We start from the raw sequence: 25,077 nt of genomic DNA, 5'->3' as shown, positions 1-25,077 counted from the left end.
GAGGATTACATTTTGCTTAAAGAACGTGTCTTGTCTGCAATTATTTTGATTGCAATTGTATTTGTTGCATTGTTTTTCTTTTCTCCTTTCTATTTAGCACTTGCTGTTGGTACGGTTGTCGTTCTTGGAGTTTGGGAATGGAGCCAATTTTTACACTTTAAACTACCTTTCTGGCGTTTAGGTATGACGGGGGTTGCAGCTGCATTTTTATTTTTATGGATTTATGGTGAAAGTCATTATCTGAATGCAGGACGTGTTTTTGAGGGTTATATCTCACTCATGCTTTTTTCTTCTGTGATATGGTGGGGAATTGCATTGAGTTTAGTTGTTACTTATCCTAAATCGGCAGTCAGTTGGGGAAAAAATAAATTACTGCAAGTTATATTTGCTTTTTTTACTCTTGTCCCTTTCTTAGTCGGCGTATTACGTTTACGTTTAGATCATTATGTTACCGATCAATATCATGGCTTAGTTCTTTTATTGTATGTCTTCATTTTAGTGTGGAGCGCTGATTCAGGTGCTTATTTTGCGGGACGTCAATTTGGTAAGAATAAATTAGCACCTAAAGTATCACCAGGTAAAAGTTGGGAAGGTGTCTTTGGTGGATTATTAACGGCGGGTTTATTGGCAACAGTTTTCATTCAATTTACTCAACAAAATTTATTATCAAACGTATCGACACCTGCTTTTATTCTACTTTCTGTTGCAACAGTTGCAGTATCTATTTTGGGTGACCTCACAGAAAGTATGTTTAAGCGTGAAAGTGGTATTAAGGATAGTAGTCAACTAATTCCAGGACATGGTGGAATTTTAGATCGTATCGATAGCTTAACTGCTGCTGTTCCGTTCTTTGCTTATTTTTATTTTTTTGTTATTTAGCATTTAGTTAGGAATAAAGAATTATGTCGTTTTTGTGGTCATTTGTTTCCTTTATTATTGTTATTGGTGTCTTAGTAGCAGTACATGAATATGGTCATTTTTGGGCTGCTAGAAAATGTGGTGTAAAAGTACACCGTTTTTCTATCGGATTTGGAAAAGTGTTATGGTCACGTAAAGATAAGTATGGGACGGAGTTTGCTTTGTCTGTTATCCCTTTGGGCGGTTATGTCAAAATGTTAGACGGTCGTAATGAAAATGTTCCTATGGAATTAAAATCACAGGCATTCGACCAAAAAACTGTAGCCCAACGCGCATTTGTGATTGCAGCTGGCCCTATTGCTAACTTTTTATTTGCAATTTTAGCTTATTTTACTATTTATACCGTTGGGATTCCTAGTGTAAGACCCGTAATCGCAGAAATCACTCCAAATTCTATTGCTGCTCAAGCACAGATTGAGCCACAGTTTGAGATTAGGGCGATTGATGGTAGTCGTGCTACTGATTGGGAAACAATTAATATGTTGTTAGCCACTAAATTAGGTAACCAACAAATTGTCCTCACTGTCTCGCCTTTCAGTTCTGATATTGAATATCAAAAAATACTTAATACATCAGGTTGGCGTTTTGATCCAGAAAAAGAAAGTGCAATAACAGCATTAGGTTTACAACCAGTTCGAACTAAAGTCGAAATGACTTTGTCTAAGGTCCAAACTGATTCCCCTGCATATAAAGCGGGTTTGAAAGTCGGCGATAAAATTTATGAAAACTCAAACCTCATTAGTTGGCAAGATTTTCTTCAGTTGGTACAAGCTGGCAAACCCTTTACAGTAAAGGTTGAGCGTGAAGGACAGTTTTTTTCAACACTACTTACACCAGAGCTAAATAAAAAAGGGAATTGGTATGTTGGTATTGCACCTACCGCTGATCCAATCTCTGATAAGTATCGAACAGAGCTAAAATATGATATTCTGGAAGCCTTACAAAAAGCGGTAGAGAAGACTGTCCAGCTTTCATGGTTAACGATTAAAGTAATCGGTAAATTGTTTACTGGTGATTTATCTTTGAATAATTTAGGTGGGCCAATTTCTATTGCAAAAGGTGCGGGTATATCCTCTGAAATTGGTTTTATTTATTATTTAGGCTTTATGGCACTTATCAGTGTTAATTTAGGCATTATGAATTTATTTCCTCTGCCTGTACTCGATGGAGGCCATTTAGTTTTTTTAGCAGCAGAAGCAGTACGTGGTAAACCGCTTTCTGAACGCATTCAAAACGTAAGTTATCGAATTGGGGCAGCATTATTAATTGCATTGATGAGCTTTGCCTTATTTAATGATTTTTTACGTTTATAATTCATTTTTTACTTACAGGATAACATTCACAATGAAAAAACTTTTAATTGCGAGCTTACTATTTGGTTCAGCCAGTGTATTTGCTGCGCCCTTTGTTGTTAAAGATATTCGTGTAGACGGTGTTCAAGTAGGCATGGAAGGGAATGTATTAGCCTCTCTCCCTGTCCGAGTTGGACAACGTGCAACAGATAATGATATTGCTAATGTCGTACGTAAATTATTTTTGACTGGTCAATATGATGATGTTAGAGCAACACGAGAAGGTAATACGTTAGTTGTGACTGTTATGCCAAAACCAATTATTGCAGACGTAGTCTTAGATGGTAATAAATCTATTCCTGATGACGCATTAAAGCAAAATTTAGATGCAAATGGTTTTAAAGTAGGCGATGTTTTAAATCGTGCAAAATTAGAAGAATTCCGTAAAGGTATTCTTGATCATTACCATAGTGTTGGCCGTTACAATGCAAAAGTAGATACGATTGTGAATACTCTACCAAATAATCGTGCTGAAGTTAAAATTCAAATTGTTGAAGATGATGTGGCTTTATTTAAAGATATTACATTTGAAGGCAATACTGTTTTTAGCACAGGTAAATTAGTTGATCAAATGGAGTTGCAAACTGATTCTTGGTGGAAACTTTTTGGTAATAAATTTGATCAAACTCAGTTTAACAAAGATCTTGAAACAATACGTAGCTACTACTTAGATCGTGGTTATGCACAGTTCCAAATCTTAGATACTGATATTCAATTAGATGAATCTAAAAAGGAAGCTCGTGTCAAAATAAAGGTTAAAGAAGGTGATTTATTTACTGTAAAAAATGCGCGTATTATTGGCGATGTTGGAGGCATGTCTGATGAGCTTACTCCTGTTCTAGAGACTATCCAAATCAATGGTCCTTTTCGCCGAGTTGATGTCGTAGATGTTGAGCAACGTATTAAAGCAAAATTAGGTGAAAGAGGTTATGCAACTGCACAAGTCAATGTACACCCTACTTTTGATGAACAAAATAAAACAATTTCATTAGATTTTATCGTTGAAGCAGGTAAAACCTATACTGTTCGTCAAATTCGTTTTGAAGGTAATACCGTTAGTGCTGATAGTACACTACGTCAAGAAATGCGTCAGCAAGAAGGTGCCTGGCTTTCTTCAGAGTTAGTTGAGTTAGGTAAATTACGTTTAGATCGTACAGGTTTCTTTGAAAGTGTTGAAACAAGAACCGAAGCTATTCCTGGCTCAGATCAAGTAGATGTAATTTATAAAGTGAAAGAGCGTAATACAGGTAGCATTAACTTTGGTATTGGTTATGGTACCGAAAGTGGTTTAAGTTATCAGGCAAGTATTAAACAAGATAATTTCTTGGGAATGGGTTCATCAATTAGTTTAGGTGGTTCACGCAATGATTATGGTACAACGATTAATTTAGGCTATAACGAACCATACTTTACTAAAGATGGCGTAAGCTTAGGTGGTAATGTCTTTTTTGAGGAATACGATAGCTCGAAAAGTAGCACTTCAGCTTCTTATGGGCGTACTACTTATGGTGGAAATTTAACACTAGGTTTTCCTGTAAACGAAAATAACTCTTATTATTTAGGCGTTGGCTATACTTATAATAAGTTAAAAAATGTTGTGCCTGAATATAATCGTGAGCTTTATTTATCTGCAATGAAATATGATAATTGGACATTTAAAGCACATGATTTTGATCTTTCTTTTGGATGGAATTATAACAGCTTAAACAGAGGCTATTTCCCAACTAAGGGGGTTAGAGCAAATGTAGGTGGACGAATTACTATTCCAGGATCAGATAACAAATATTATAAACTAAATGCTGAAGCACAAGGTTTTTACCCACTTGATCGTGAACATGGTTGGGTTGTTTCTAGCCGTATTAGTGCTTCTTTTGCGGATGGATTTGGTGATAAACGTCTACCATTTTATCAAAATTATAGTGCAGGCGGTATCGGAAGCTTACGTGGGTTTGCTTATGGTGCAATTGGACCGAATGCAATTTATTTAGGTAAAAATTGTCAAGGTTACTGTGTACCAAGTTCGGATATTATAGGTGGTAATGCCATGTTAACTGCAAGTGCGGAGTTAATTGTACCAACCCCATTTGTTGCTGATAAAAATCAAAATTCTGTAAGAACATCATTCTTCGTTGACGCCGCAAGTGTATGGAATACACGTTGGAAATCAGAAGATAAAGCAAAATTTGCTAATTTGAAATTACCAGACTATAGCGATCCAACACGTGTTCGTGCATCTGCAGGTGTGGCACTACAGTGGCAGTCACCAATTGGTCCTTTAGTCTTTTCTTATGCTAAACCAATTAAAAAATATCAAGGTGATGAAATTGAACAGTTCCAATTTAGTATTGGGGGAACATTCTAATAACATATTGGAACTTATGACAAAATTTGTAGTCTAAATAAATATCTGTGCCTTGAAATAAGAGCATAGAATATTATTTAATATTATTTACTTAATAGGAAAATGAACCAATGAAAAAAACATTAAAAGTAACCGCACTTTCTTTAGCTTTAGCATTTACTTCTTCTTTAGCTTTAGCAAGTGAGAATATTGCGTTTGTAAGCGGGGATTATTTATTCCAAAATCACCCTGACCGTAAAATGGTTGCTGAGAAATTAGAATCTGAGTTTAAAGAAAGAGTGGAGAAACTTGCAGAAAATAAAAAGCAAGTAGATGAAAAAATTGCTGCATCACAGAAAAAAGTAGAAGCAAAAATTGCTGCTTTACAAAAAGAGGCTCCAAAATTACGTAGTGCAGATATTAAAAAACGTGAAGATGAGATCAATAAGTTAGGAACCGCTGAACAAGAAGCAATCAACAAACTTGTTGTTGCTCATGATGAAGAAGTGAATAAGTATCAAGAAGATTACGCAAAACGTGAGCGTGAGGAAACTACAAAATTAGTCAATAGTATTCAAACAGCAGTAAATAATGTTGCTAAAGAGAAAAAATTCACATTAGTGTTAAATGAAAGCGCAGTAGTATTTGCAGATGATGCAAAAAATATTACTGAAGATGTTTTAAAAGCGATTCCTGCAACACAGGCTAAATAATGCGAGTCTATTCTATACAAGAATTAGCACAACAAATCGGCGCTACCATTCGTGGTAACGCCGATGTTGTTGTTGAAAGTATTGCACCTTTAGATAAAGCGAGTGATAAGCAACTTACTTTTATTTCCAACGCGAAATTTCGTACATTATTGTCTGAGTCAAAAGCAGCTGTTTTAGTCGTTTCAGAGGCAGATGTTGAATTTTGTGCAGAAGAGAGTAATTTGTTAATTGTTAAAGATCCTTATGTTGCTTATGCTGTTTTAGCACAATATATGGATAAAACGCCAAAGGCAGCTTCAAATATCGCTCCAACCGCTGTTATCTCTGAGACTGCGATATTAGGAGACAACGTATCAATTGGCGCAAATGCAGTGATTGAAGAGAACGTTGAACTAGGCGATAACGTAGTAATTGGTGCAAACTGTTTTATTGGTAAAAATACTAAAATTGGTGCACATACTCAGCTTTGGGCAAATGTCAGTGTTTACCATGATGTTGAAATTGGACAACATTGTTTAATTCAATCAGGAGCTGTCATTGGTAGTGATGGTTTTGGTTATGCAAATGATCGAGGGCGTTGGATTAAGATTCCGCAAGTTGGTCAAGTGATTATTGGCAACCATGTTGAAATTGGTGCCTGTACTTGTATTGATCGTGGTGCTCTTGATGCGACAGTCATTGAAGATAATGTAATTATTGATAATTTATGCCAAATTGCACATAACGTACATATTGGAACGGGTACTGCAGTTGCAGGTGGTGTGATTATGGCAGGTAGTTTGACTGTTGGGCGTTATTGTTTGATCGGTGGTGCTAGTGTAATAAATGGGCATATGGAAATTTGTGATCAAGTCACAATTACTGGAATGGGAATGGTGATGAGGCCTATTACTGAACCTGGTGTTTATTCTTCAGGAATTCCTTTACAAACAAATAAAGAATGGCGCAAAACAGCTGCATTGACTTTAGGAATAGATGGTATAAATAAACGTCTGAAAGCCTTAGAAAAGCAATTTGAGAAGAAGTAACGTAAAACGAACCGCACTTTTTTGCGGTTCGTTTTGTATTGGGCGGTTAAATACCGTATAATTCAGCTATTTTTATCATTTTATTTTTAATTAAAGGTACTATTGTGACAACTGAAAATACTGTAGTAAAAACCATTGAAGCAAATGAAATTATGACCTTACTGCCACATCGTTATCCGTTCTTACTTGTGGATCGTGTAATAGATTATGAAGCAGGTAAGTGGTTAAAAGCAGTAAAAAATGTGAGTGTAAATGAGCCTTGTTTTACGGGGCATTTCCCTGAACAGCCGATTTTCCCTGGTGTACTTATTTTAGAAGCAATGGCACAAGCGACAGGGGTGCTAGCTTGTATTACGCATCGTAAATTAGAAAATGAATTATATTACTTTGCGGCAATTGATAATGCGCGTTTTAAACGCCCAGTTTTACCAGGTGATCAAATGATTTTAGAGGTTCACTTTGTAAAAGAGCGTCGTGGAGTAACACGTTTTACAGGTGTTGCTACAGTGGATGGGCAAGTTGTCTGTGAAGCTGAATTAATGTGTGCTCGCCGCCCAGCATAATAAATAAGGAGTCAAGAATGATCCATTCAACAGCAAAAATTCATCCAACAGCTATTGTTGAAGATGGCGCTAAAATTGGTGAAGATGTTGTTATCGGTCCTTTCTGTATCGTTGGTGCAGATGTTGAGATTGGTCGCGGAACAGTTTTACATTCTCATGTTGTCGTTAAAGGCATTACTAAAATCGGTTATGATAACCAAATTTTTCAATTTGCAAGTATTGGCGATACTAACCAAGACTTAAAATATCAAGGCGAACCAACAAGAACGATTATCGGTAATCGTAACCGTATTCGTGAGAGCGTGACTATTCACCGTGGTACAATTCAAGGTGGTGGTGTCACTATTATTGGCGATGATAATTTATTAATGGTAAATGTACATGTCGCACATGACTGTCGGATTAAAAATCGTTGTATTTTAGCGAATAATGCTACTCTTGCGGGTCATGTTGAATTGGATGATTTTGTTATTGTAGGCGGGATGTCAGCTATTCATCAATTTGTCATTATAGGTGCCCATGTAATGCTAGGTGGTGGCTCAATGGTGAGTCAAGATGTTCCTCCTTATGTGATGGCACAAGGGAATCATGCAAAACCATTTGGCGTCAATATTGAAGGGTTAAAACGTCGGGGATTTGATAAACCGACATTACATGCTGTTCGTAATGTATATAAATTAATTTACCGCAGTGGTAAGACATTAGAAGAAGTGTTACCTGAAATTGAACAAGTAGCGGCGAAAGAATCGGCAATTAGTTTCTTTGTTGAATTTTTCAAACGTTCAACACGTGGAATTATTCGTTAATTCACTAAAATTTTACAAAAATCGACCGCACTTTTTCAGGTTAAAAGTGCGGTTATTTTTTATTTAGGATCTGAATATGGAACCATTAAAAAAATCAAATCCAACTATTGCAATTGTGGCAGGTGAAGTATCTGGTGATATTCTTGGCGCGGGACTCATTCGTAGTTTAAAAATTCATTATCCTAATGCCCGTTTTATTGGTATTGCTGGACAGCATATGTTAGCTGAAGGGTGTGAAACTTTAGTTGATATGGAAGAGCTTTCAGTAATGGGGCTCGCCGAAGTTGTAAAACATTTGCCTCGTTTATTAAAAATTCGTCGCCAGTTAATTCAAACGATGTTAGTCGAGAAACCTGATATTTTTATTGGTATTGATGCACCCGATTTTAATATTGATGTTGAATTAAAATTAAAGCAGCAGGGAATTAAAACTATTCATTATGTTAGCCCATCAGTTTGGGCGTGGAGACAAAATCGTATTTATAAAATAGCGAAAGCGACTAATTTAGTATTGGCTTTTTTACCTTTTGAGAAAGCATTTTATGATAATTTTGATGTACCTTGTCGTTTTATTGGCCATACTATGGCAGATGCAATTGCATTGAAGCCAAGTCGCTATGAAGCTTGTGAATTCTTACAGTTAGACGAGAAACAACGTTATGTTGCGATCTTAGTCGGTAGTCGTCGTTCAGAAGTCGATTTCTTAACAGCCCCTTTCTTACAAGCTGCTCAGCAATTAAAACAGCTGTATCCAGATTTACAGTTTTTGATCCCCTTAGTAAACACTAAACGTCGTCAGCAATTTGAACAGATTAAATCACAAGTGGCGCCAGAACTGGATGTCATTTTGCTAGATGGTAAAGCCCGTCAAGCTATGATAGTAGCAGAGGCAACGTTACTTGCTTCTGGAACTGCTGCTCTAGAAGCGATGTTATGTAAATCACCAATGGTTGTTGGATATCGGATGAAAAGCACAACTTATTTTCTTGCTAGACGTTTAGTTAAAACAGAATATGTTTCGCTGCCTAACTTATTAGCCAATGAAATGCTTGTACCTGAATTAATTCAAGAAGATTGCACTCCTGAGAAATTAGCTGAAAAGCTTTCTATCTATTTAAGTCAGGAAGCAAGTGCATTGCAACAACGTCATCAGCTAATCCAGCGCTTTATTGATTTACATAAGTTGATTCAATGTGATGCAGATCAACAAGCAGCTCAGGCAGTAGTAGATTTATTAGCAGAATAAGGAAGTAGTATGGAATTTAAATACCCTGTGGGAGTTGAGTTAATTGCAGGTGTTGATGAGGTAGGGCGAGGTCCTCTTGTTGGTCCAGTAGTTACAGCTGCTGTTATTTTAGATCCTAATAAGCGAATCGAGGGATTAAAAGATTCCAAGAAGTTATCTGAAAAAAAACGCTTATTGTTAGCAGAGGAAATTAAACAAAAAGCACTGGCTTGGAGCTTAGGGCGTGCAGAGCCTGAGGAAATTGATGAGCTGAATATTTTACATGCTACGATGCTAGCGATGCAAAGAGCGGTAGAAAATTTAAAAATTTCACCACACTTGGTTTTAGTTGATGGTAATCGTGTACCAAATTTAGAAATACCAGCACAAGCCATTGTGAAAGGTGATAGTCTTGTGGCAGAAATCAGTGCTGCTTCAATTTTGGCTAAAGTTGCGAGAGATCAGGAGATGAAAGAACTCGATCAACAATATCCACAATATGCGTTTGCACAACATAAAGGTTATCCAACCAAATTGCATTTAGAAAAACTTGCGGAATTTGGGCCTTTACCTCAGCATAGACGTAGCTTTGCCCCTGTGCGAAAACTATTCGATAATGTATAATTAATCAACAAGTTAACTAGGGGAGTGCATCGTGGATCTCAGCTTGCAAAATGAACTATGGGGAAGCCCATTATTCTGGGTATTAGCACTTTTATTGGGTGCCATTATATTATTTGTACGTAATAAAATCCGTATGGATGTGGTTGCTTTACTAGTGATAGTTGCATTTTCCTTAAGTGGGATTTTGACAGTTAATGAAGTACTAGCAGGCTTTAGTGATCCAAATGTCATTTTAATTGCGTTGTTGTTTATTGTTGGAGAAGGGATAGTACGAACAGGAATTGCTTACCAAGTAAGTGAGTGGCTATTGAAAGCCTCTAACAATAATGAAACGAAAGTACTGATTTTATTGATGTTGGCTGTTGCAATTTTAGGGTCATTTATGAGCTCAACAGGAATTGTTGCCATTTTCATTCCTGTGGTATTAGTCATTTGTCAGCAAATGAACATTTCTCCAAAACGTCTTATGATGCCGCTGAGTGTGGCAGGTCTTATTAGTGGCATGATGACTTTAATTGCTACAGCGCCTAATCTTGTAGTCAATGCTGAATTAATCCGTAATACAGAGTTTCGTTTTAAATTTTTTGATTTTACGCCTATAGGGTTAGTTGTACTTACTATGGGGATTTTGTATATGTTAGTGGCACGTCGTTGGCTCACTGAACCTAATGAAACTACAACAAAAGATACAAGTAGACGTTCTATGAACGATCTGATTGATGAATATGGCTTGCGTGAGCGGACCAAACGTCTTGTGGTCAAAAAAGGCTCTGTATTTATTGGTAAAACCTTAGATGAATTGCATTTACGTTCTAGTTATGGCTTAAACGTCCTAGCAATTGAGCGTTGGAAACGCTTCAGACCAAGTTTTATTGCCGCATTAGGGACATCTGAAGTGCGTGAGAAAGATATTTTATTGATGGATATTAGTGATCCAGATCTCGATCTTGAACAATTTTGTCAAGAAAACCAGTTAGAAATGGCTGAAATTAGAACACAGAATTTTTCTCAGCAAGCAAAATCTATTGGCATGGCCGAAATTACCTTAGTGCCTGATTCGGATTGTATTGGTAAGACGACTGCAGAATTACGTTTCCGTTCACAATTTGGTTTAAATGTTGTTGGTGTAAAACGTGATGGTGAAGTACTTACGGGGAATTTTTCTGAAGTAAGCTATTCTTTAGGTGATCTAATTTTAGTAGTTGGTGATTGGAAGGCGATTGAGCAAATGCAACATCATACTAAAGATTTTTATGTTCTCAATTATCCGTTAGAAATAGAACGGGCTGTACCTGCTGCAAGCCAAGCACCACATGCAGTATTTTCAATTTTGACAATGGTCGTATTGATGGTAACAGGCGTTGTCCCCAATGTGATTGCTGCGTTGATTGCTTGTTTAATGCTAGGTTATTTTCGTTGTGTTGATGGTAAAAGTGCTTATGAATCTATTCATTGGTCTAGCTTAGTCCTCATTGTCGGCATGATGCCATTTTCTATTGCTTTACAAAAAACGGGTGGGGTAGATTTAGCTGTAAAATTAATGCTAGAGGCGGTAGGCGGATTGGGATTACATGCTGTGTTAGTCAGCTTATTCTTGCTTTGTGCTGCAGTGAGTTTATTTATTTCTAATACTGCAACTGCTATTTTAATGGCGCCTATTGCAATTACGATTGCCCATCAATTACAGGTTTCACCTATGCCATTTGCTATGATTATTGCTGTAGCGGCCTCTGCGGCATTTATGACCCCCGTTTCCTCGCCTGTCAATACAATGGTGCTTGGTCCAGGTGGCTATAAGTTTGCAGACTTTGTTAAAGTTGGGGTGCCTTTTACTTTATTAGTGATGGTAGTGAGTGTATTTTTAATTCCTTTATTGTTTCCGTTCTAAGTAGAGGAGGGAAAAATGAGTATTTATGATTTAAAGCCAAAATTTCAAAATATACTGCGCCCTTCAGTAGTTAAATTAGCAAATCGAGGTGTGACGGCTAATCAAGTGACTTTGCTTGCTTGCGCTATTTCAGTCGTGTTAGGGATCTTATTAAGCACCCTAGCTTCGGTACATTGGTTGTTTATTTTGATCCCAATTTGGTTATTCGTACGAATGGCATTGAATGCGATTGATGGCATGCTGGCACGTGAGTTTAATCAAAAATCACGTTTGGGTGGTTATTTAAATGAAGTAACGGATGTGGTTTCTGATGCTGCGTTATATTTGCCATTTGCACTCATTGCACCTTTCGATCCTCTATTAATTGGTTTGATTATTTGGTTGGCTGCGCTCACTGAATTTTGTGGTGTGTTAGGGCAAGTTCAGGGACAAACACGTCGTTATGATGGCCCGTTAGGTAAAAGTGACCGAGCTTTTTTATTTGGACTACTTGGTTTAGTGTATACTTTTTTACCACAATTACCTGATTGGTTATATTGGGTAGCTTGGGGTGTGATTGTATTGCTCGTACTAACTTGTGTGAAACGTGTTCGAAGTGGATTAGCTGAGCTACCTCGATTTAACTCAGCAGACAATCTTCAAAAAGCGGCTGCATTTGATACGCCAACTAGTATACAACAAGGAGAAGACAATGCTCGCTAAACTTATCGATTTTATTCTCTGTCGCTTTACTTCTTTTATTACAGGGGTTCGAGCGCAAAAAAATATCTCACAACAAACAAACGGTAAAAATCGTTTGTATTATGCCAATCATAATAGTCATGGCGATTTTATTTTATTGTGGGTATCTCTACCCTATGAGGTGCGTAAAAATACGCGACCTGTTGCAGGAGCTGATTACTGGAGTAAAGGCAAAGTACGTCGCTTCTTAGCTGAGAAAGTATTTAATATGTTATTGATCGAGCGTGGTGGTAATGATCCTAAAGCGATTACAGATAAGATCAGTGAAGTACTGCAAGAAAGTTCGTTGATTATTTTCCCTGAGGGCACCCGTAAAACCGATGATGATGTCCAGCTACAACCGTTTAAAAGTGGATTATATCATGTTGCTAAACAGAATCCTGATTTAGAACTGATACCTGTTTGGATTAGTAATATGCATAATGTGTTACCAAAAGGTTTTATGCTACCTATTCCATTGTTGTGTGATTTATATTTGGGTGAACCATTATGTTATCAACAAGGTGAGGAAAAGGGCGATTTTTTAATGCGTGCAGAAAAAGCCTTGTTAGCATTAAACCCAAAGCATAAAGGAGAATAAAATGGAAATGTGGCAACTCTTCTGGGGATTAATTTTTACACTTATTATTGCATCATCTATTGGCTATGCACTTAAATGGAAAGTAGGCTTTTCAACACCACATACTGTGATTGATAATCTCAATGCACGTATTAATGCATGGTGGGTAATGATTTTAATCATTTTTACTGCCGCTTTTATGGGTTTTTATGGTGTCATTGCTTTATTTTTCTTAATTTCTTTTATGGCATTACGTGAGTTCCTCTCTTTGATTTATATTCGTCGTGGTGATCATCTTGCGTTAGCTGCGTGTTTTTATGTGATATTGCCTGTGCAATATTATTTTATCGCGATTGATTGGTTTAGTATGTTTACTATTTTTATTCCTGTCTATGCGTTCCTATTTTTACCGATTTTATCTGCGTTGTTAGGCGATGCATCACATTTCTTAGATCGCTCAACTAAAGTACAGTGGGCGATTATGATTTCTGTTTTTTGTATTTCACATATTCCCGCTATTTTAACGTTAGACATTGCAGGCTTTGAAGGTAAGCATTTGTTACTGATGATTTTCTTAATCTTAGTCGTACAAGCAAGTGATGTGCTGCAATATGTTTGGGGCAAATTGTTTGGTAAACATAAAATTGCTCCAACATTATCACCATCAAAAACAGTCGAAGGCTTTGTTGGCGGTGTGATTAGTGCATCAATTCTAGGTGGATTACTATATTGGTTAACACCGTTTACGCCTATTCAAGCTATCTTAATTAGCTTATTAATTTGCTTGATGGGCTTTTTAGGCGGGCTGGTTATGTCTGCGATTAAACGCAGTATGGGAGTCAAGGATTGGGGGAACATGATTAGTGGGCATGGAGGAATGTTAGATAGGATGGATAGCCTATGTTTTGCTGCACCAATTTTTTTTCATGTTGTCAGATATTATTGGGTTTAATGATAAAAAGAGGGAAAAATGACCGCACTTTTAAAGATTGGTTTAGTTTCAGTGTCTGATCGTGCCTCGCAAGGGGTTTATCAAGATCAAGGGATCCCAGAATTACAGTCATGGTTAGCCAAGGCATTATGTGAGCCATTCGAGGTTGAAACACGTTTGATTCCAGATGAGCAAGAACAAATTGAAAAAACTTTATGTGAGTTAGTAGATGACTGCCATTGTCATTTAGTCTTGACAACAGGTGGAACAGGTCCAGCAAAACGTGATGTAACCCCTGATGCAACTTTAGCCGTAGCGGATCGTGAAATGCCAGGTTTTGGGGAGCAAATGCGTCAAGTTAGCTTACATTTTGTACCAACTGCAATTTTGTCACGCCAAGCGGGAGTTATTCGCAAAAATAGTTTGATTTTAAATTTACCAGGTCAACCTAAAGCAATTAAGGAAACGTTGGAAGGGGTCAAAGATGAGCATGGTAAAGTGATTGTGAAAGGCATTTTTAGCGCTGTACCTTATTGTTTACAACTGATTGATGGCATTTATATTGATACTAAACCCGAAGTGATTGAAAGTTTTAGACCGAAATCGGCACGCCGTGAAAGCTACTAAAGTGCGGTCAGAAATAGGAAAGTTTTATGAAAAAAATCGAAGCAATTATTAAACCTTTCAAACTTGATGATGTGCGTGAAAGTTTGTCAGATATTGGTATTACGGGAATGACAGTCACCGAAGTGCGTGGTTTTGGTCGGCAAAAAGGGCATACTGAGCTATATCGTGGTGCAGAATATATGGTAGATTTCCTGCCAAAAGTGAAAATGGAAATCATCGTGCCAGATGAGCAAGTTGAACAATGCATTGAAGCGATCATTGAAACTGCACAAACTGGCAAAATTGGTGACGGCAAGATTTTTGTTTATGATGTTGAGCGTGTTATCCGTATCCGTACTGGTGAAGAAAATGAGGATGCAATTTAAATGATCAAAGTGGATTCTCCGATCTTAAAAGTATTAGTTGCTTTAGCATCAATTGTGATTATTTTAGCAGGGGTGAAAGTTGCTAGTGAAATTGCGATCCCGTTCTTATTATCACTTTTTATCGCCATTATTTGTTCTCCTATTATTCGATTTATGACGAATAGAAAAGTACCTCATTGGTTGGCGATTACATTGCTTCTCATTATGATTTTATTTGTGTTTTTCTTCTTATTAGGTTTGATTAATAGTACTGCACGAGAATTTACACAATCTATTCCACAATATCGTCTTTTATTATCCGAACGTATTGCCAGTGTCATTATTTTAGCCAAGAAATGGAATATTCCTTTGGATCTTTCTGTTGAGCGAGCAATGGAATATATGGATCCTAGTGTCATTATGAATTTAGTGAGTAGTACATTACTGAGTTTTTCAGGGGTTGTAACTAATGTATTTGTATTATTTCTAGTTGTTATTTTTATGTTAAGTGAGGCACCATTTGCAAAACATAAATTAGCGCTAGTTTTTAGCTCTGATGTACGGAATATTCATCGTGAAGAACATCATATCAACCGTATTTTACAAGGTGTGATTAGTTATCTGGGAGTAAAAACTTTAACTAGTTTATTAACAGGGATTTGTGTTTATATTCTACTTGAACTCACTGATGTACAATATGCGATTTTATGGGCAACCCTAAGTTTTATCTTAAATTATATTCCCAATATCGGCTCAATCATTGCTGCAGTACCCATCGTTGTGCAAGCCTTACTACTCAATGGTTTTCCTACTGGATTAGGTGTTGCTATTGGCGTTGGAGCAATCAATATGATTGTGGGTAATATTCTTGAGCCTAAAATGATGGGGCGTACGTTAGGTTTATCTACTCTTGTGGTTTTCCTTTCTTTGTTATTCTGGGGCTGGTTGTTGGGTACAGTAGGAATGTTGCTTTCTGTACCACTTACAATGGTACTAAAAATTGCCCTTGAAGCGAGCCCTGAAACAGTTAAATATGCAATTTTATTAGGTGATGTAAAAGATATTAATCGGGAAATTATCGATGCGAAACAAGAAGCTGCTGAGCGAATGAAAGAGCAAGCTGAATGGGAAGAAAACGCGGAAGAAATCGCAGAAGCGATCGCCACCGCAAAAGAAGAAGCGAAAAACGAAGCCATCGCAGGTGTTATCGCTGAAGCAAAAGCCGAAATCGAAGCGGAAATCCAAGCCATCGCCAAAGCCGCAGATCAAAAATAACACTATTTTAAGTGAGAATTGAATTTCAATTTGATAATCAAAATCAGCATAAAAGTGCGGTCAGTTTAAAAAGAGTTTTAATACTCATAAAAAACTTACCGCACTTTTTTCTTTCTCGATCGAGATCGCAAAAAAGTGCGGTGTTTTTTTACAGAGTTTGGCGAAATTGCTAGATTAATGCGTACTAACTCTGTACAATCGCAACTCATTTTTTAGAGGCGATTATCAATGCCGCAATGTGTAACAACGAGGCTTTATGTTAGAACAACAAACTTGTGCTGAAAATGCAGTAAACACTGTTGATGTGTCTGCAGGACCAGCGAAAAAAATCAATTTAATGAACTTAACGCGCCAACAAATGCGTGAGTTTTTCAAAGAGTTGGGTGAAAAACCTTTTCGTGCCGATCAATTAGTAAAATGGATTTATCATTTTGGCGAAGATAACTTCGACAATATGACTAATATTAACAAAAAGTTAAGAGATAAATTAAAACAAGTTGCTGAAATTAAAGCACCAGAAGTGGCGGTGGAACAACGCTCTGCGGATGGTACGATCAAATGGGCAATGCAAGTGGGCGATCAGCAAGTGGAAACCGTATATATTCCAGAAGCGGATCGTGCGACATTATGTGTATCTTCACAAGTGGGCTGTGCGCTAGCTTGCACTTTCTGTTCAACAGCACAACAAGGTTTTAACCGCAACTTAACGGTATCTGAAATTATCGGTCAGGTATGGCGGGCATCAAAAATCATTGGTAACTTTGGTGTGACAGGTGTGCGACCAATCACTAACGTGGTCATGATGGGAATGGGAGAGCCGCTGTTAAACGTGGCAAACGTAGTGCCGGCAATGGAAATTATGCTTGATGATTTTGCTTATGGTTTATCAAAACGTCGTGTCACACTTTCAACTTCGGGTGTTGTCCCTGCTTTAGATAAATTAAGTGAAATGATTGATGTCGCATTGGCTATTTCGTTACATGCACCAAATGATGAGCTACGTGATGAAATTGTACCTATCAATAAAAAATATAATATCAAAACATTAATTGATTCTGTAAATCGTTATCTCAGTGTTTCTAATGCAAACCACGGCAAAGTGACGATTGAATATGTGATGTTAGATCACGTGAATGATTCTGTTGAACACGCACATCAGCTTGCACAAGTATTGAAAAATACACCTTGTAAGATCAATTTAATCCCGTGGAATCCGTTTCCACAAGCACCTTATGCGAAAAGCTCAAATACGCGCATTGACCGTTTCCAAAAAACATTAATGGAATATGGTTTTACAGTGATTGTACGTAAGACTCGTGGTGATGATATTGATGCGGCTTGTGGTCAGTTAGCGGGTGATGTGATTGACCGCACGAAACGTACTGCGCAGAAAAAGCAATTTGGACAAGAAATTGAGGTACGTAATCACTAAGTAAGTCAACGTATCAAAATATAAAAGGAGAAAAAATGACTCGCAATTTTAAATTATGGATAGTAAATGTTTTTTCTCTTTTTCTTTTTGCCTGTGTTTCTCAAACATATACAACAGTATTTAATAAGCAGTTGGCAGCAAAAGCACGTATTGAACTAGGATTAGGTTATCTAGCCGAACATCAATTTACACAAGCTAAGCTCAATTTCGATAAAGCATTGTCTTATGCACCTCATTATTATTTAGTACATTCTGCGTTAGCGTATTTTTATCAGGAACAAGGTGCATTTGAGTTAGCGAACCAATCCTATTTAAATGCGATTAACTTAGATCATCAGCAAGGTGATGTATTGAATAATTATGGTGTTTTTTTGTGTAAACAAGGCGCGTTTGAGCAAGCTTATAAGCAATTCCATGATGCTTTAAACATAAAACATTATTATCAACAAGCAGATACTTATGAAAATTTAATCCTCTGTGCGTTTTCTGCAAAAGATAGTGAACGTTATCAACATAATTTACTGTTATTAGCAAAAATTGATGCGGCTAGAGCACAAAGACTTCTTCGTTTATTAGCATACAATTAGTAAATTTTCTAAAAACCTAGATTAGGTATAGTTATCTATATAATTACTATTGCAAAAGGCATCTTACAACTTTAAACTTTACCTTTTGAATTTTGTATAACTCGATGGTGCTAAATGAATACTGCGACAAATAATATTGGACCTAACGAACCGACTCTCGGTGAGCAATTTCGTCAAGCTCGTGAGGCCCTCAATCTATCTCTTGAAGACGTGTCTAAAAAAATTGCACTTAAACCCTCGATTCTACAATTAATTGAAAATAATGAATTAGTACAAAGTGCTATTCCTGCCGCTTTTATGAAAGGCTACGTGCGCAGTTATGCAAAATTTTTGAAACTACCAGAGTCAGTCTGGGTTCATGCCCGTTTTGGTGAAGATTATAAAAATGATTTAGGTAAAAATGCACGAGCTACTAGAGCTGTTAATCATTATTCCTCACATAACCATTGGATTGGTTGGCTAAGCCTATTAGTGCTCCTAGTTGTTGCTGGGATGACGGGTCTTTGGTGGTGGGAAAACTACAAACAATCTAATGCTGAACGTGATAATTTAGTGCAGAGTTATGTTGAAACTACACCAAAAGCGTTCCCTATTGAAAGTTATACAACTACAACTTCTGCTATTTCAGCTAGCCCCCCTGTAGAGATTGGCTCAGAAACAGTAGCAATTTCCTCAATAGAAACTCCTATGCACTCAGTGAGTATGCCTGTAGATAACACACAAGATATTCAACCAATCACGTCTGCTGGTGTGTTAAAAGCAGAAATGGATAAATTAGATGAAAAAGCAGATAAGACTATCGTAGATAATGAGCTTATTTTAACAGAGCAAAATGAACTTTATATTGAGGTAACAGGTCCTTGTTGGATTAGTGTGCAAAATGAGCAAGGTAAAGTGCTTGCACAAAAAGAATATAAAGAGGGCGATACATTAAGCTTTAATGATAATATTACTTATTCGCTTATTATTGGTGCACCAAGCCATGTGAAGATTACTTATAAAGGAGAAGTCTATCCTTTAAAAGTAGATGGGCGAGTAGCAAGATTTAAATTACCACAATTGCAATAATGTGGAACATAGGGTAGCAAAGCAAAATGTTAGCAAAACCAACTATTAAACGCAGAGAATCAAGCAAAATTTATGTCGGTAGTGTGCCTATTGGTGGTGATGCTCCTATTGCAGTACAGTCGATGACAAATACTCGTACAACTGATGTAGAGGCAACTGTTGCACAAATTAAAGCCCTTGAACGTGTTGGAGCAGATATTGTACGTGTTTCGGTACCAACGATGGATGCGGCTGAAGCATTTAAATTGATTAAGCAACAAGTGAATGTACCTTTAGTAGCCGATATTCATTTTGATTATCGTATTGCATTAAAAGTCGCTGAGTATGGAGTGGATTGTTTACGTATTAATCCAGGTAATATCGGTCGAGAGGATCGTATTCGAGCAGTAGTAGATTGTGCTCGTGATAATAATATCCCTATTCGTATTGGTGTAAATGCTGGCTCCCTTGAAAAAGATTTACAAGAAAAGTATGGCGAACCAACACCAGAGGCATTATTAGAATCTGCATTACGTCATGTTGAGATTTTGGATCGCTTAAACTTTGATCAATTTAAGGTGAGTGTTAAAGCCTCGGATGTTTTTTTAGCAGTTGAATCTTATCGTTTATTAGCAAAAGCAATTAAACAACCATTACACTTAGGAATTACAGAAGCTGGTGGTGCACGTGCTGGTGCAGTAAAAAGTGCGGTTGGGTTAGGTATGCTTTTAGCTGAGGGCATAGGTGATACTTTACGTGTATCATTAGCAGCAGATCCAGTAGAGGAGATCAAAGTTGGTTTTGATATTTTGAAATCGCTCAGAATACGTTCACGTGGTATCAACTTTATTGCTTGTCCTACTTGCTCACGTCAAGAATTTGATGTTATTGGTACTGTAAATGCACTAGAGCAGCGTCTTGAAGATATTACTACACCAATGGATGTATCCATTATCGGTTGTGTGGTAAATGGACCAGGTGAGGCTCTCGTCTCTGATTTAGGTGTGACAGGCGGTAATAAGAAAAGTGGTTACTATTTAGATGGTGAACGTCAAAAAGAACGTTTTGATAATGATGATTTGATAAACCAATTAGAAGCGAAAATTCGTGCGCGTGTTGCCGCACAAGATCCAAAAAATAGGATTATTTAAAATAACAAGAGAAAAAGTAGGACATATTATTGTGGCAAAAACAATTCAAGCAATTCGTGGTATGAATGACTGTTCACCGACTGAAAGCCCATTATGGCAATGGGTAGAAGGAAAAGTGCGGTCAGTTTTACAAAATTATGGTTATTCCGAAGTTCGTATGCCTATTGTAGAAAGTACACCTTTATTTGCGCGTGCGATTGGTGAAGTAACTGATGTCGTGTCTAAAGAAATGTATACGTTTTGGGATAATGATGAACAGCTGACTTTACGTCCAGAAGGAACGGCAGGTTGTGTGCGTGCAGCTATTGAACATGGTTGGATTTATAATAATGAACAACGCTTATGGTATATGGGACCAATGTTTCGCCATGAGCGCCCTCAAAAGGGACGTTATCGCCAATTCCATCAAGCGGGCGTTGAAGTGTTTGGTATCGCTAATCCAGAAATTGATGCGGAGTTAATTATCTTGACAGCACGGTTATGGCGTGAGTTGGGGATTTCTGAGCATGTTACTTTGCAGCTAAACTCTATTGGCTCATTAGAAGCCCGTAAAAATTATCGTTCAGCATTAGTGGTATTTTTACAACAATATGTTGATTTACTCAGCGATGAAGAAAAAGAACGTTTAGAAAAAAATCCATTACGGATTCTGGACACTAAAAATCAAGCATTGCAAGAAGTACTAAATGATGCGCCTAAATTATTAGATTATTTAGATGACGAGAGTCGTGAGCACTTTACTCAATTATGTAGCCTACTTGATGCTGTGGGTATTCAATATGAAATAAATCCAAAGTTAGTTCGTGGCCTTGATTATTATAATAAAACTGTATTCGAATGGGTGACTTCTGCATTAGGTGCACAAGGCACGGTTTGTGGTGGTGGGCGTTATGATGGTTTGGTCGAACAGCTCGGTGGTCATGCTGCTTGTGGCGTTGGTTTTGCAATGGGCTTAGAACGTTTGGTTTTATTAGTTCAAGAGGTCAATGCAGCAATTGAACTACCAAAAGCAGTAGATATTTATCTCGTGTATCAAGGTGAAGGGACAACACTAGCAGCTTTTCAATTAGCTGAAACAATTCGTACAGCATTACCACATTTACGTACAATGTTACATTGCAGCGGTGGCAACTTTAAAAAGCAATTTAAACGTGCAGATAAAAGCGGGGCGACACTAGCATTAGTCATTGGGGAAAGTGAAGTGCAAAACCAGCAAGTTGTAGTGAAGGATTTACTCAGTGGCACAGAACAACAAACACTTGCATTGGTTGATGTTGTTGATTACATTAAGAATCATTTTTAAGCAAGAGGAAAGAATAAAATGGCTTATACACCAGAAGAAGAACAAGAGCTAAATGAAATTAAGGCGTGGTGGGCAGAAAATTATAAAACCCTAATTGCTTCAGTTGTTGTTGCCTTTGCGGGGGTGTTTGGTTGGAATTATTGGCAAAGTTATCAAATCAATAAGACTCAACAAATGTCATCACTTTATGAGCAGGTGGTTTATAGTTCACAAGATATTGCAACTAAAAGTGCGCAAATTGACCAATTTGTACAGGCGAATCATAAAACAAGTTATGCTGTTTTAGCTTTATTGGAAAAGGCAAAATTAGAGGTTGAAAAGAAAGATTTTGTCCAAGCAGAGCAATCGTTGAAGCAAGCATTAGCACAATCCACGGATCAAACACTATCTTCAATTAGTGCTCTACGTCTAGCCTCAGTACAATTTCAACAACAAGCATTTGATGCTGCGCTAGAAAGTTTGAAGCTAGTGAAAGAAACAAGTTGGGATAGCCGAAAAAGTTTATTAACTGGTGATATTTTATTGGCGAAAGGTGATAAAGTTGCGGCAAAAGCTAGTTATGAACAAGCTTTACAGCATGCGTCTAATTTAGAGGCACAATGGCTACAAGTGCGGTTGAATAATTTGTAGTTTTCATTATGTTGAAAAAATCCCCAAATTTTTTTGGGGATTTTTTATGAGATAAAATCCCATTCACATTTTGTACTGTTTTTATGCTATATTGCCATTTTTTGTATTGTAAGAATAAATTAATAAAAAATGGACATGCAGTTTTATTTACCTCTTGAACACCATCAACTTTCCGTTCCTTATCAATCTCTTTCTAGACGCATTCGCGTGTTATTGCCAAAAAATTATGCACTAAATTTAAGTCAATATTATCCAGTTGTTTATATGCATGATGGACAAAATGTGTTTTATAGTAAAGAGTCTTTTAGTGCACACTCATGGAAGACAATTCCTTTAGTTAAAAATAATGTTGAGTTAGCCGATATGATTATAGTTGGCATTGATAATGATGGTGCTAATAGAGTAAATGAATATTCTACTTGGCAATTTGATTCAAATGTCTATTCAGGAAAAGATAATATTGGTGGAAAAGGTAAAGAGTATGCAGATTTTATTATTCAGGTTGTTATACCCTTTATAAATAGCACGTATCGTACTAAACCCCAGAAAGAGTATACTGCAATGATAGGTAGCTCATTAGGTGGCAATATTACTCAGTTTATGGGGGTAGAGTACGCAAGTTATATTGGACGTTTAGGTATTTTCTCATCTGCTAGCTGGCTAACACCAAAAGACTTTCAAATTTATTTTGATAGCCGTGATTTAGATTTTAGCCAAAAGATTTATATTCAAGTAGGGACACAAGAAGGTGATGATACAGATAGTCAGTTTACGACAGATAATATAAAGCAATTGTATATTGATGCATCATTAAGTTATTATCAAACTTTATTAAAAAAAGGAATGCCAATAGATCAAATAAAGCTTGAAATTATTGCAAACGGTATTCATTCAGAAACACAATGGGCACAACATCTTCCAGATTGTTTATCTTTTTTAAGTAAGGATTGGTAATATGCATTTTGAACATTTAAGCCACTATAGTGGTCATCTCCAGAGAGAGATGAAGTTAAATCGCTATGGTCATACAGGTCTACCTATTTTAGTTTTTCCCAGTTCGGGTGGCACACATAATGAATACGCTGATTTTGGTATGATTGACGCTTGTCGGGATTTTATTAATCAGGGTAAAGTGCAGTTTTTTACTTTATCGAGCGTGGATAGTGAAAGCTGGTTAGCCAATTGGAAATCACCTCATGATCGTGCTCAAATGCATACTGCTTATGAAAAATACTTAATTGAAGAAGCCATTCCTTTTATTAAACATCATACGCAATTTTTTGACTCAATGATGGCGACAGGATGTAGCATGGGTGGTTTTCATGCAGTAAATGCCTTTTTACAACATCCTGATGTATTCAGCAAAGTCATTGCTTTAAGTGGTGTCTATGATGTACGTTATTTTGTTGGTGATTATGGTGATGACTCACTAGTCTATCGGAATTCTCCTAGCCAAAATGTGTGGTTACAGCAAGATGAGTGGTTTTTAAATCAATATCGTGAGGCGGATATTATTATTTGTACAGGTCTTGGTGCTTGGGAACAAGATGGCTTGCCTTCATTTTATGAATTACAAAAAGCATTTGCTGCGAAGCATATTCCTGCATGGTTCGATATTTGGGGGCATGATGTTGCGCATGATTGGGATTGGTGGCGTATCCAAATGCCTTATTTCTTAAGTAAACTTCACTTTTAGGAGTGTTCTATGAATTACATCGTCATGTCACCTTATTATCCACCTAATTTCCAAACATTTTCTATCAAAATGCATGAGTTAGGTATCAATGTATTGGGAATAGGGCAAGAGCCTTATGAGCAGTTACCTGAAAATTTACGTGCTTCTTTAACTGAATATTTTAGAGTCAATAATCTTGAAGATATTGATGAAGTAAAAAGAGCTGTCGCTTTTTTATTTTATAAACATGGTCCGATTGATCGTATCGAATCGCAGAATGAACATTGGCTCAACAATGATGTATTGTTGCGAGAGCAGTTTAATGTTGTTGGTTTGAAATCAGATGACTTGTTAAAAACAAAGCGCAAGTCAGAGATGAAGAAAATTTTTCAGTCTATCCCTGTGCCTGTTGTAGAAGGTGCATTAGTTAGGACGGAAAAAGAACTTGATAATGCAGTGAAAAAGTTAGGATTACCATTGATTGCGAAGCCTGATATTGGTGTAGGCGCAGGCGGTACATTTAAATTGGCATCAAAACAGGATGTTATTGCGTTTAAACAGCAATGGCAAGGATTGGATTATTTTTTAGAGCCTTTTGTCGAAGGGGATATTATTACATATGATGGCTTATTAGATCAGTATGGAAATATTCTATTTGAAACGAGTTTAGTTTATACCATTAGTCCAATGGAGTTATTTAAGAGAGAACATGATATTGGTTATTATGTTGTTAAAGCGCCAGATGAAAAGTTAAGAAAATATGGTAAAGCTATTACACAAGCTTTTGGTATGAAAGAGCGTTTTTTCCATTTGGAGTTTTTTAGATTACCAAATGATGAATATGTTGTGATTGAATACAATAATCGTCCACCAGGTTCTTATATTCTGGATATCTATAATATGGCATATCAAATTGACTTATATAAAGAATATGGTAAGGCTGTATTAGGTAATCAAGAAAAAGTGGTTGTATTCGATGAAACAGTCTGTGTTGCTCAATCAAGGCGTTACGATATTCATTATTCTTATTCTGAGCAGGAGCTTTATCAAAAATATGGGCAATATATTATCGCAAAACTTGAAACACCAAGAGCTTTTGCTGATTTACAAGGAGATGTTGTTTATATTGTTAAAGCAGAGAGCCAAACATTAGCCAATGAAGTTATGCAAGCAATTTATTTACGTGCTTGAAATTAAAATAGAATGCCCAAATATTTTTGGGCATTGTTATTTTTGAGTATTCTTTTTATTTAAGATTATACTATTAGTAATTCGCTTCCTAACTCCCTTCCTCTTTTTAATTAGCCAGTATGGCAT

Annotated in this window: 25 protein-coding genes; all 25 read left to right on the top strand. The window is 36.8% G+C overall.

Translation table 11 applies throughout. The annotated features are described in order from the left end of the window. Window positions 1-12: 12 nt before the first annotated feature. The 25 genes from DYE19_RS06890 to DYE19_RS06770 all read left to right on the top strand — a co-directional run bounded on the left by DYE19_RS06890 (window position 13) and on the right by DYE19_RS06770 (window position 24,951). Window positions 13-879 carry a phosphatidate cytidylyltransferase gene (locus tag DYE19_RS06890; RefSeq protein ID WP_115323079.1) on the top strand — a complete coding sequence of 289 codons (867 nt, stop codon included), beginning with the start codon at window positions 13-15 and terminating at the stop codon, window positions 877-879. Between the two features lie 23 nt (window positions 880-902). Further along, on the top strand, window positions 903-2,231 hold the full coding sequence (gene rseP, locus DYE19_RS06885; protein ID WP_115323078.1) for a sigma E protease regulator RseP: 1,329 nt from the start codon (window positions 903-905) through the stop codon (window positions 2,229-2,231). Window positions 2,232-2,262: 31 nt separating this feature from the next. Continuing rightward, window positions 2,263-4,632, top strand: a complete 2,370-nt coding sequence (gene bamA, locus DYE19_RS06880) for an outer membrane protein assembly factor BamA (protein ID WP_115323077.1) — start codon at window positions 2,263-2,265, stop codon at window positions 4,630-4,632. 110 nt (window positions 4,633-4,742) lie between these two features. Next, window positions 4,743-5,324, top strand: a complete 582-nt coding sequence (locus DYE19_RS06875) for an OmpH/Skp family outer membrane protein (protein ID WP_049215223.1) — start codon at window positions 4,743-4,745, stop codon at window positions 5,322-5,324. Next, window positions 5,324-6,352, top strand: coding sequence for a UDP-3-O-(3-hydroxymyristoyl)glucosamine N-acyltransferase (lpxD, locus tag DYE19_RS06870; RefSeq protein ID WP_167409474.1), 1,029 nt, complete (start codon window positions 5,324-5,326; stop codon window positions 6,350-6,352). The genes DYE19_RS06875 and lpxD overlap by 1 nt, the downstream gene beginning before the upstream one ends. 104 nt (window positions 6,353-6,456) lie before the next feature. Then, on the top strand, window positions 6,457-6,915 hold the full coding sequence (fabZ, locus tag DYE19_RS06865) for a 3-hydroxyacyl-ACP dehydratase FabZ (protein ID WP_255313130.1): 459 nt from the start codon (window positions 6,457-6,459) through the stop codon (window positions 6,913-6,915). 17 nt (window positions 6,916-6,932) lie between these two features. Next, the gene (lpxA, locus tag DYE19_RS06860) at window positions 6,933-7,721 is read left to right on the top strand and encodes an acyl-ACP--UDP-N-acetylglucosamine O-acyltransferase (RefSeq protein WP_049215219.1); all 789 of its coding nucleotides are present in this window, start codon (window positions 6,933-6,935) and stop codon (window positions 7,719-7,721) included. Between the two features lie 76 nt (window positions 7,722-7,797). Next, on the top strand, window positions 7,798-8,967 hold the full coding sequence (gene lpxB, locus DYE19_RS06855) for a lipid-A-disaccharide synthase (RefSeq protein WP_049215218.1): 1,170 nt from the start codon (window positions 7,798-7,800) through the stop codon (window positions 8,965-8,967). 9 nt (window positions 8,968-8,976) lie between these two features. Then, entirely contained in the window at window positions 8,977-9,570 is a 594-nt protein-coding gene (rnhB, locus tag DYE19_RS06850; RefSeq protein ID WP_049215216.1) for a ribonuclease HII, read from the top strand. Window positions 9,571-9,601: 31 nt separating this feature from the next. Continuing rightward, window positions 9,602-11,458, top strand: a complete 1,857-nt coding sequence (locus DYE19_RS06845; protein ID WP_115323075.1) for an SLC13 family permease — start codon at window positions 9,602-9,604, stop codon at window positions 11,456-11,458. A 15-nt stretch (window positions 11,459-11,473) separates the two neighbouring features. After that, window positions 11,474-12,160: a CDP-alcohol phosphatidyltransferase family protein gene (locus DYE19_RS06840; RefSeq protein ID WP_115323074.1), complete on the top strand. Its 687-nt coding sequence runs from the start codon at window positions 11,474-11,476 to the stop codon at window positions 12,158-12,160. Further along, complete coding sequence (locus DYE19_RS06835; RefSeq protein WP_115323073.1) at window positions 12,150-12,779, top strand: lysophospholipid acyltransferase family protein; 630 nt, start codon at window positions 12,150-12,152, stop codon at window positions 12,777-12,779. Before DYE19_RS06840 ends, DYE19_RS06835 begins: the two co-directional genes overlap by 11 nt. A 1-nt stretch (window position 12,780) precedes the next feature. After that, the gene (locus tag DYE19_RS06830; protein ID WP_049215208.1) at window positions 12,781-13,710 is read left to right on the top strand and encodes a phosphatidate cytidylyltransferase; all 930 of its coding nucleotides are present in this window, start codon (window positions 12,781-12,783) and stop codon (window positions 13,708-13,710) included. An 18-nt stretch (window positions 13,711-13,728) separates the two neighbouring features. Next, window positions 13,729-14,316, top strand: coding sequence for a molybdopterin adenylyltransferase (mog, locus tag DYE19_RS06825; protein WP_049215207.1), 588 nt, complete (start codon window positions 13,729-13,731; stop codon window positions 14,314-14,316). A 26-nt stretch (window positions 14,317-14,342) separates the two neighbouring features. After that, a complete protein-coding gene (gene glnB / locus DYE19_RS06820; protein ID WP_049215205.1) occupies window positions 14,343-14,681 on the top strand; it encodes a nitrogen regulatory protein P-II in 339 nt (112 codons plus the stop codon). After that, a complete protein-coding gene (locus DYE19_RS06815) occupies window positions 14,682-15,935 on the top strand; it encodes an AI-2E family transporter (RefSeq protein ID WP_115323072.1) in 1,254 nt (417 codons plus the stop codon). A 337-nt stretch (window positions 15,936-16,272) separates the two neighbouring features. Next, a complete protein-coding gene (gene rlmN, locus DYE19_RS06810; protein ID WP_325065147.1) occupies window positions 16,273-17,367 on the top strand; it encodes a dual-specificity RNA methyltransferase RlmN in 1,095 nt (364 codons plus the stop codon). A gap of 35 nt (window positions 17,368-17,402) precedes the next feature. After that, window positions 17,403-17,954 carry a type IV pilus biogenesis/stability protein PilW gene (gene pilW / locus DYE19_RS06805; RefSeq protein WP_115323070.1) on the top strand — a complete coding sequence of 184 codons (552 nt, stop codon included), beginning with the start codon at window positions 17,403-17,405 and terminating at the stop codon, window positions 17,952-17,954. Window positions 17,955-18,068: 114 nt separating this feature from the next. After that, window positions 18,069-19,022 carry a RodZ domain-containing protein gene (locus DYE19_RS06800; RefSeq protein WP_115323069.1) on the top strand — a complete coding sequence of 318 codons (954 nt, stop codon included), beginning with the start codon at window positions 18,069-18,071 and terminating at the stop codon, window positions 19,020-19,022. A gap of 26 nt (window positions 19,023-19,048) precedes the next feature. After that, window positions 19,049-20,152, top strand: a complete 1,104-nt coding sequence (ispG, locus tag DYE19_RS06795) for a flavodoxin-dependent (E)-4-hydroxy-3-methylbut-2-enyl-diphosphate synthase (RefSeq protein WP_115323068.1) — start codon at window positions 19,049-19,051, stop codon at window positions 20,150-20,152. 31 nt (window positions 20,153-20,183) lie between these two features. After that, window positions 20,184-21,455, top strand: coding sequence for a histidine--tRNA ligase (gene hisS / locus DYE19_RS06790; protein WP_115323067.1), 1,272 nt, complete (start codon window positions 20,184-20,186; stop codon window positions 21,453-21,455). Between the two features lie 18 nt (window positions 21,456-21,473). Continuing rightward, the gene (locus DYE19_RS06785) at window positions 21,474-22,085 is read left to right on the top strand and encodes a YfgM family protein (RefSeq protein ID WP_115323066.1); all 612 of its coding nucleotides are present in this window, start codon (window positions 21,474-21,476) and stop codon (window positions 22,083-22,085) included. Between the two features lie 129 nt (window positions 22,086-22,214). Beyond that, the gene (locus DYE19_RS06780) at window positions 22,215-23,039 is read left to right on the top strand and encodes an alpha/beta hydrolase (protein ID WP_115323065.1); all 825 of its coding nucleotides are present in this window, start codon (window positions 22,215-22,217) and stop codon (window positions 23,037-23,039) included. Window position 23,040: 1 nt separating this feature from the next. Further along, window positions 23,041-23,781, top strand: coding sequence for an esterase family protein (locus tag DYE19_RS06775; RefSeq protein ID WP_115323064.1), 741 nt, complete (start codon window positions 23,041-23,043; stop codon window positions 23,779-23,781). Window positions 23,782-23,790: 9 nt separating this feature from the next. Next, window positions 23,791-24,951: an ATP-grasp domain-containing protein gene (locus tag DYE19_RS06770; RefSeq protein WP_115323063.1), complete on the top strand. Its 1,161-nt coding sequence runs from the start codon at window positions 23,791-23,793 to the stop codon at window positions 24,949-24,951. The last annotated feature ends 126 nt before the right edge of the window (window positions 24,952-25,077 follow it).

The sequence above is a fragment of the Pasteurella canis genome, assembly GCF_900454865.1.
Taxonomy (GTDB): domain Bacteria; phylum Pseudomonadota; class Gammaproteobacteria; order Enterobacterales; family Pasteurellaceae; genus Pasteurella; species Pasteurella canis.
This window is presented reverse-complemented; position numbering and strand designations above follow the sequence as displayed.

Bases quoted from the DNA above. Each gene is read 5' to 3' on its own strand.
- DYE19_RS06775 (WP_115323064.1), top strand. From the start codon at position 23,041: ATGCATTTTGAACATTTAAGCCACTATAGTGGTCATCTCCAGAGAGAG.
- ispG (WP_115323068.1), top strand. From the start codon at position 19,049: ATGTTAGCAAAACCAACTATTAAACGCAGAGAATCAAGCAAAATTTAT.
- DYE19_RS06840 (WP_115323074.1), top strand. From the start codon at position 11,474: ATGAGTATTTATGATTTAAAGCCAAAATTTCAAAATATACTGCGCCCT.
- lpxD (WP_167409474.1), top strand. From the start codon at position 5,324: ATGCGAGTCTATTCTATACAAGAATTAGCACAACAAATCGGCGCTACC.
- rnhB (WP_049215216.1), top strand. From the start codon at position 8,977: ATGGAATTTAAATACCCTGTGGGAGTTGAGTTAATTGCAGGTGTTGAT.
- DYE19_RS06835 (WP_115323073.1), top strand. From the start codon at position 12,150: ATGCTCGCTAAACTTATCGATTTTATTCTCTGTCGCTTTACTTCTTTT.
- lpxB (WP_049215218.1), top strand. From the start codon at position 7,798: ATGGAACCATTAAAAAAATCAAATCCAACTATTGCAATTGTGGCAGGT.
- rseP (WP_115323078.1), top strand. From the start codon at position 903: ATGTCGTTTTTGTGGTCATTTGTTTCCTTTATTATTGTTATTGGTGTC.
- DYE19_RS06815 (WP_115323072.1), top strand. From the start codon at position 14,682: ATGATCAAAGTGGATTCTCCGATCTTAAAAGTATTAGTTGCTTTAGCA.
- lpxA (WP_049215219.1), top strand. From the start codon at position 6,933: ATGATCCATTCAACAGCAAAAATTCATCCAACAGCTATTGTTGAAGAT.
- mog (WP_049215207.1), top strand. From the start codon at position 13,729: ATGACCGCACTTTTAAAGATTGGTTTAGTTTCAGTGTCTGATCGTGCC.
- pilW (WP_115323070.1), top strand. From the start codon at position 17,403: ATGACTCGCAATTTTAAATTATGGATAGTAAATGTTTTTTCTCTTTTT.
- DYE19_RS06875 (WP_049215223.1), top strand. From the start codon at position 4,743: ATGAAAAAAACATTAAAAGTAACCGCACTTTCTTTAGCTTTAGCATTT.
- DYE19_RS06785 (WP_115323066.1), top strand. From the start codon at position 21,474: ATGGCTTATACACCAGAAGAAGAACAAGAGCTAAATGAAATTAAGGCG.
- DYE19_RS06770 (WP_115323063.1), top strand. From the start codon at position 23,791: ATGAATTACATCGTCATGTCACCTTATTATCCACCTAATTTCCAAACA.
- rlmN (WP_325065147.1), top strand. From the start codon at position 16,273: ATGAACTTAACGCGCCAACAAATGCGTGAGTTTTTCAAAGAGTTGGGT.
- DYE19_RS06780 (WP_115323065.1), top strand. From the start codon at position 22,215: ATGGACATGCAGTTTTATTTACCTCTTGAACACCATCAACTTTCCGTT.
- glnB (WP_049215205.1), top strand. From the start codon at position 14,343: ATGAAAAAAATCGAAGCAATTATTAAACCTTTCAAACTTGATGATGTG.
- DYE19_RS06800 (WP_115323069.1), top strand. From the start codon at position 18,069: ATGAATACTGCGACAAATAATATTGGACCTAACGAACCGACTCTCGGT.
- DYE19_RS06830 (WP_049215208.1), top strand. From the start codon at position 12,781: ATGGAAATGTGGCAACTCTTCTGGGGATTAATTTTTACACTTATTATT.
- bamA (WP_115323077.1), top strand. From the start codon at position 2,263: ATGAAAAAACTTTTAATTGCGAGCTTACTATTTGGTTCAGCCAGTGTA.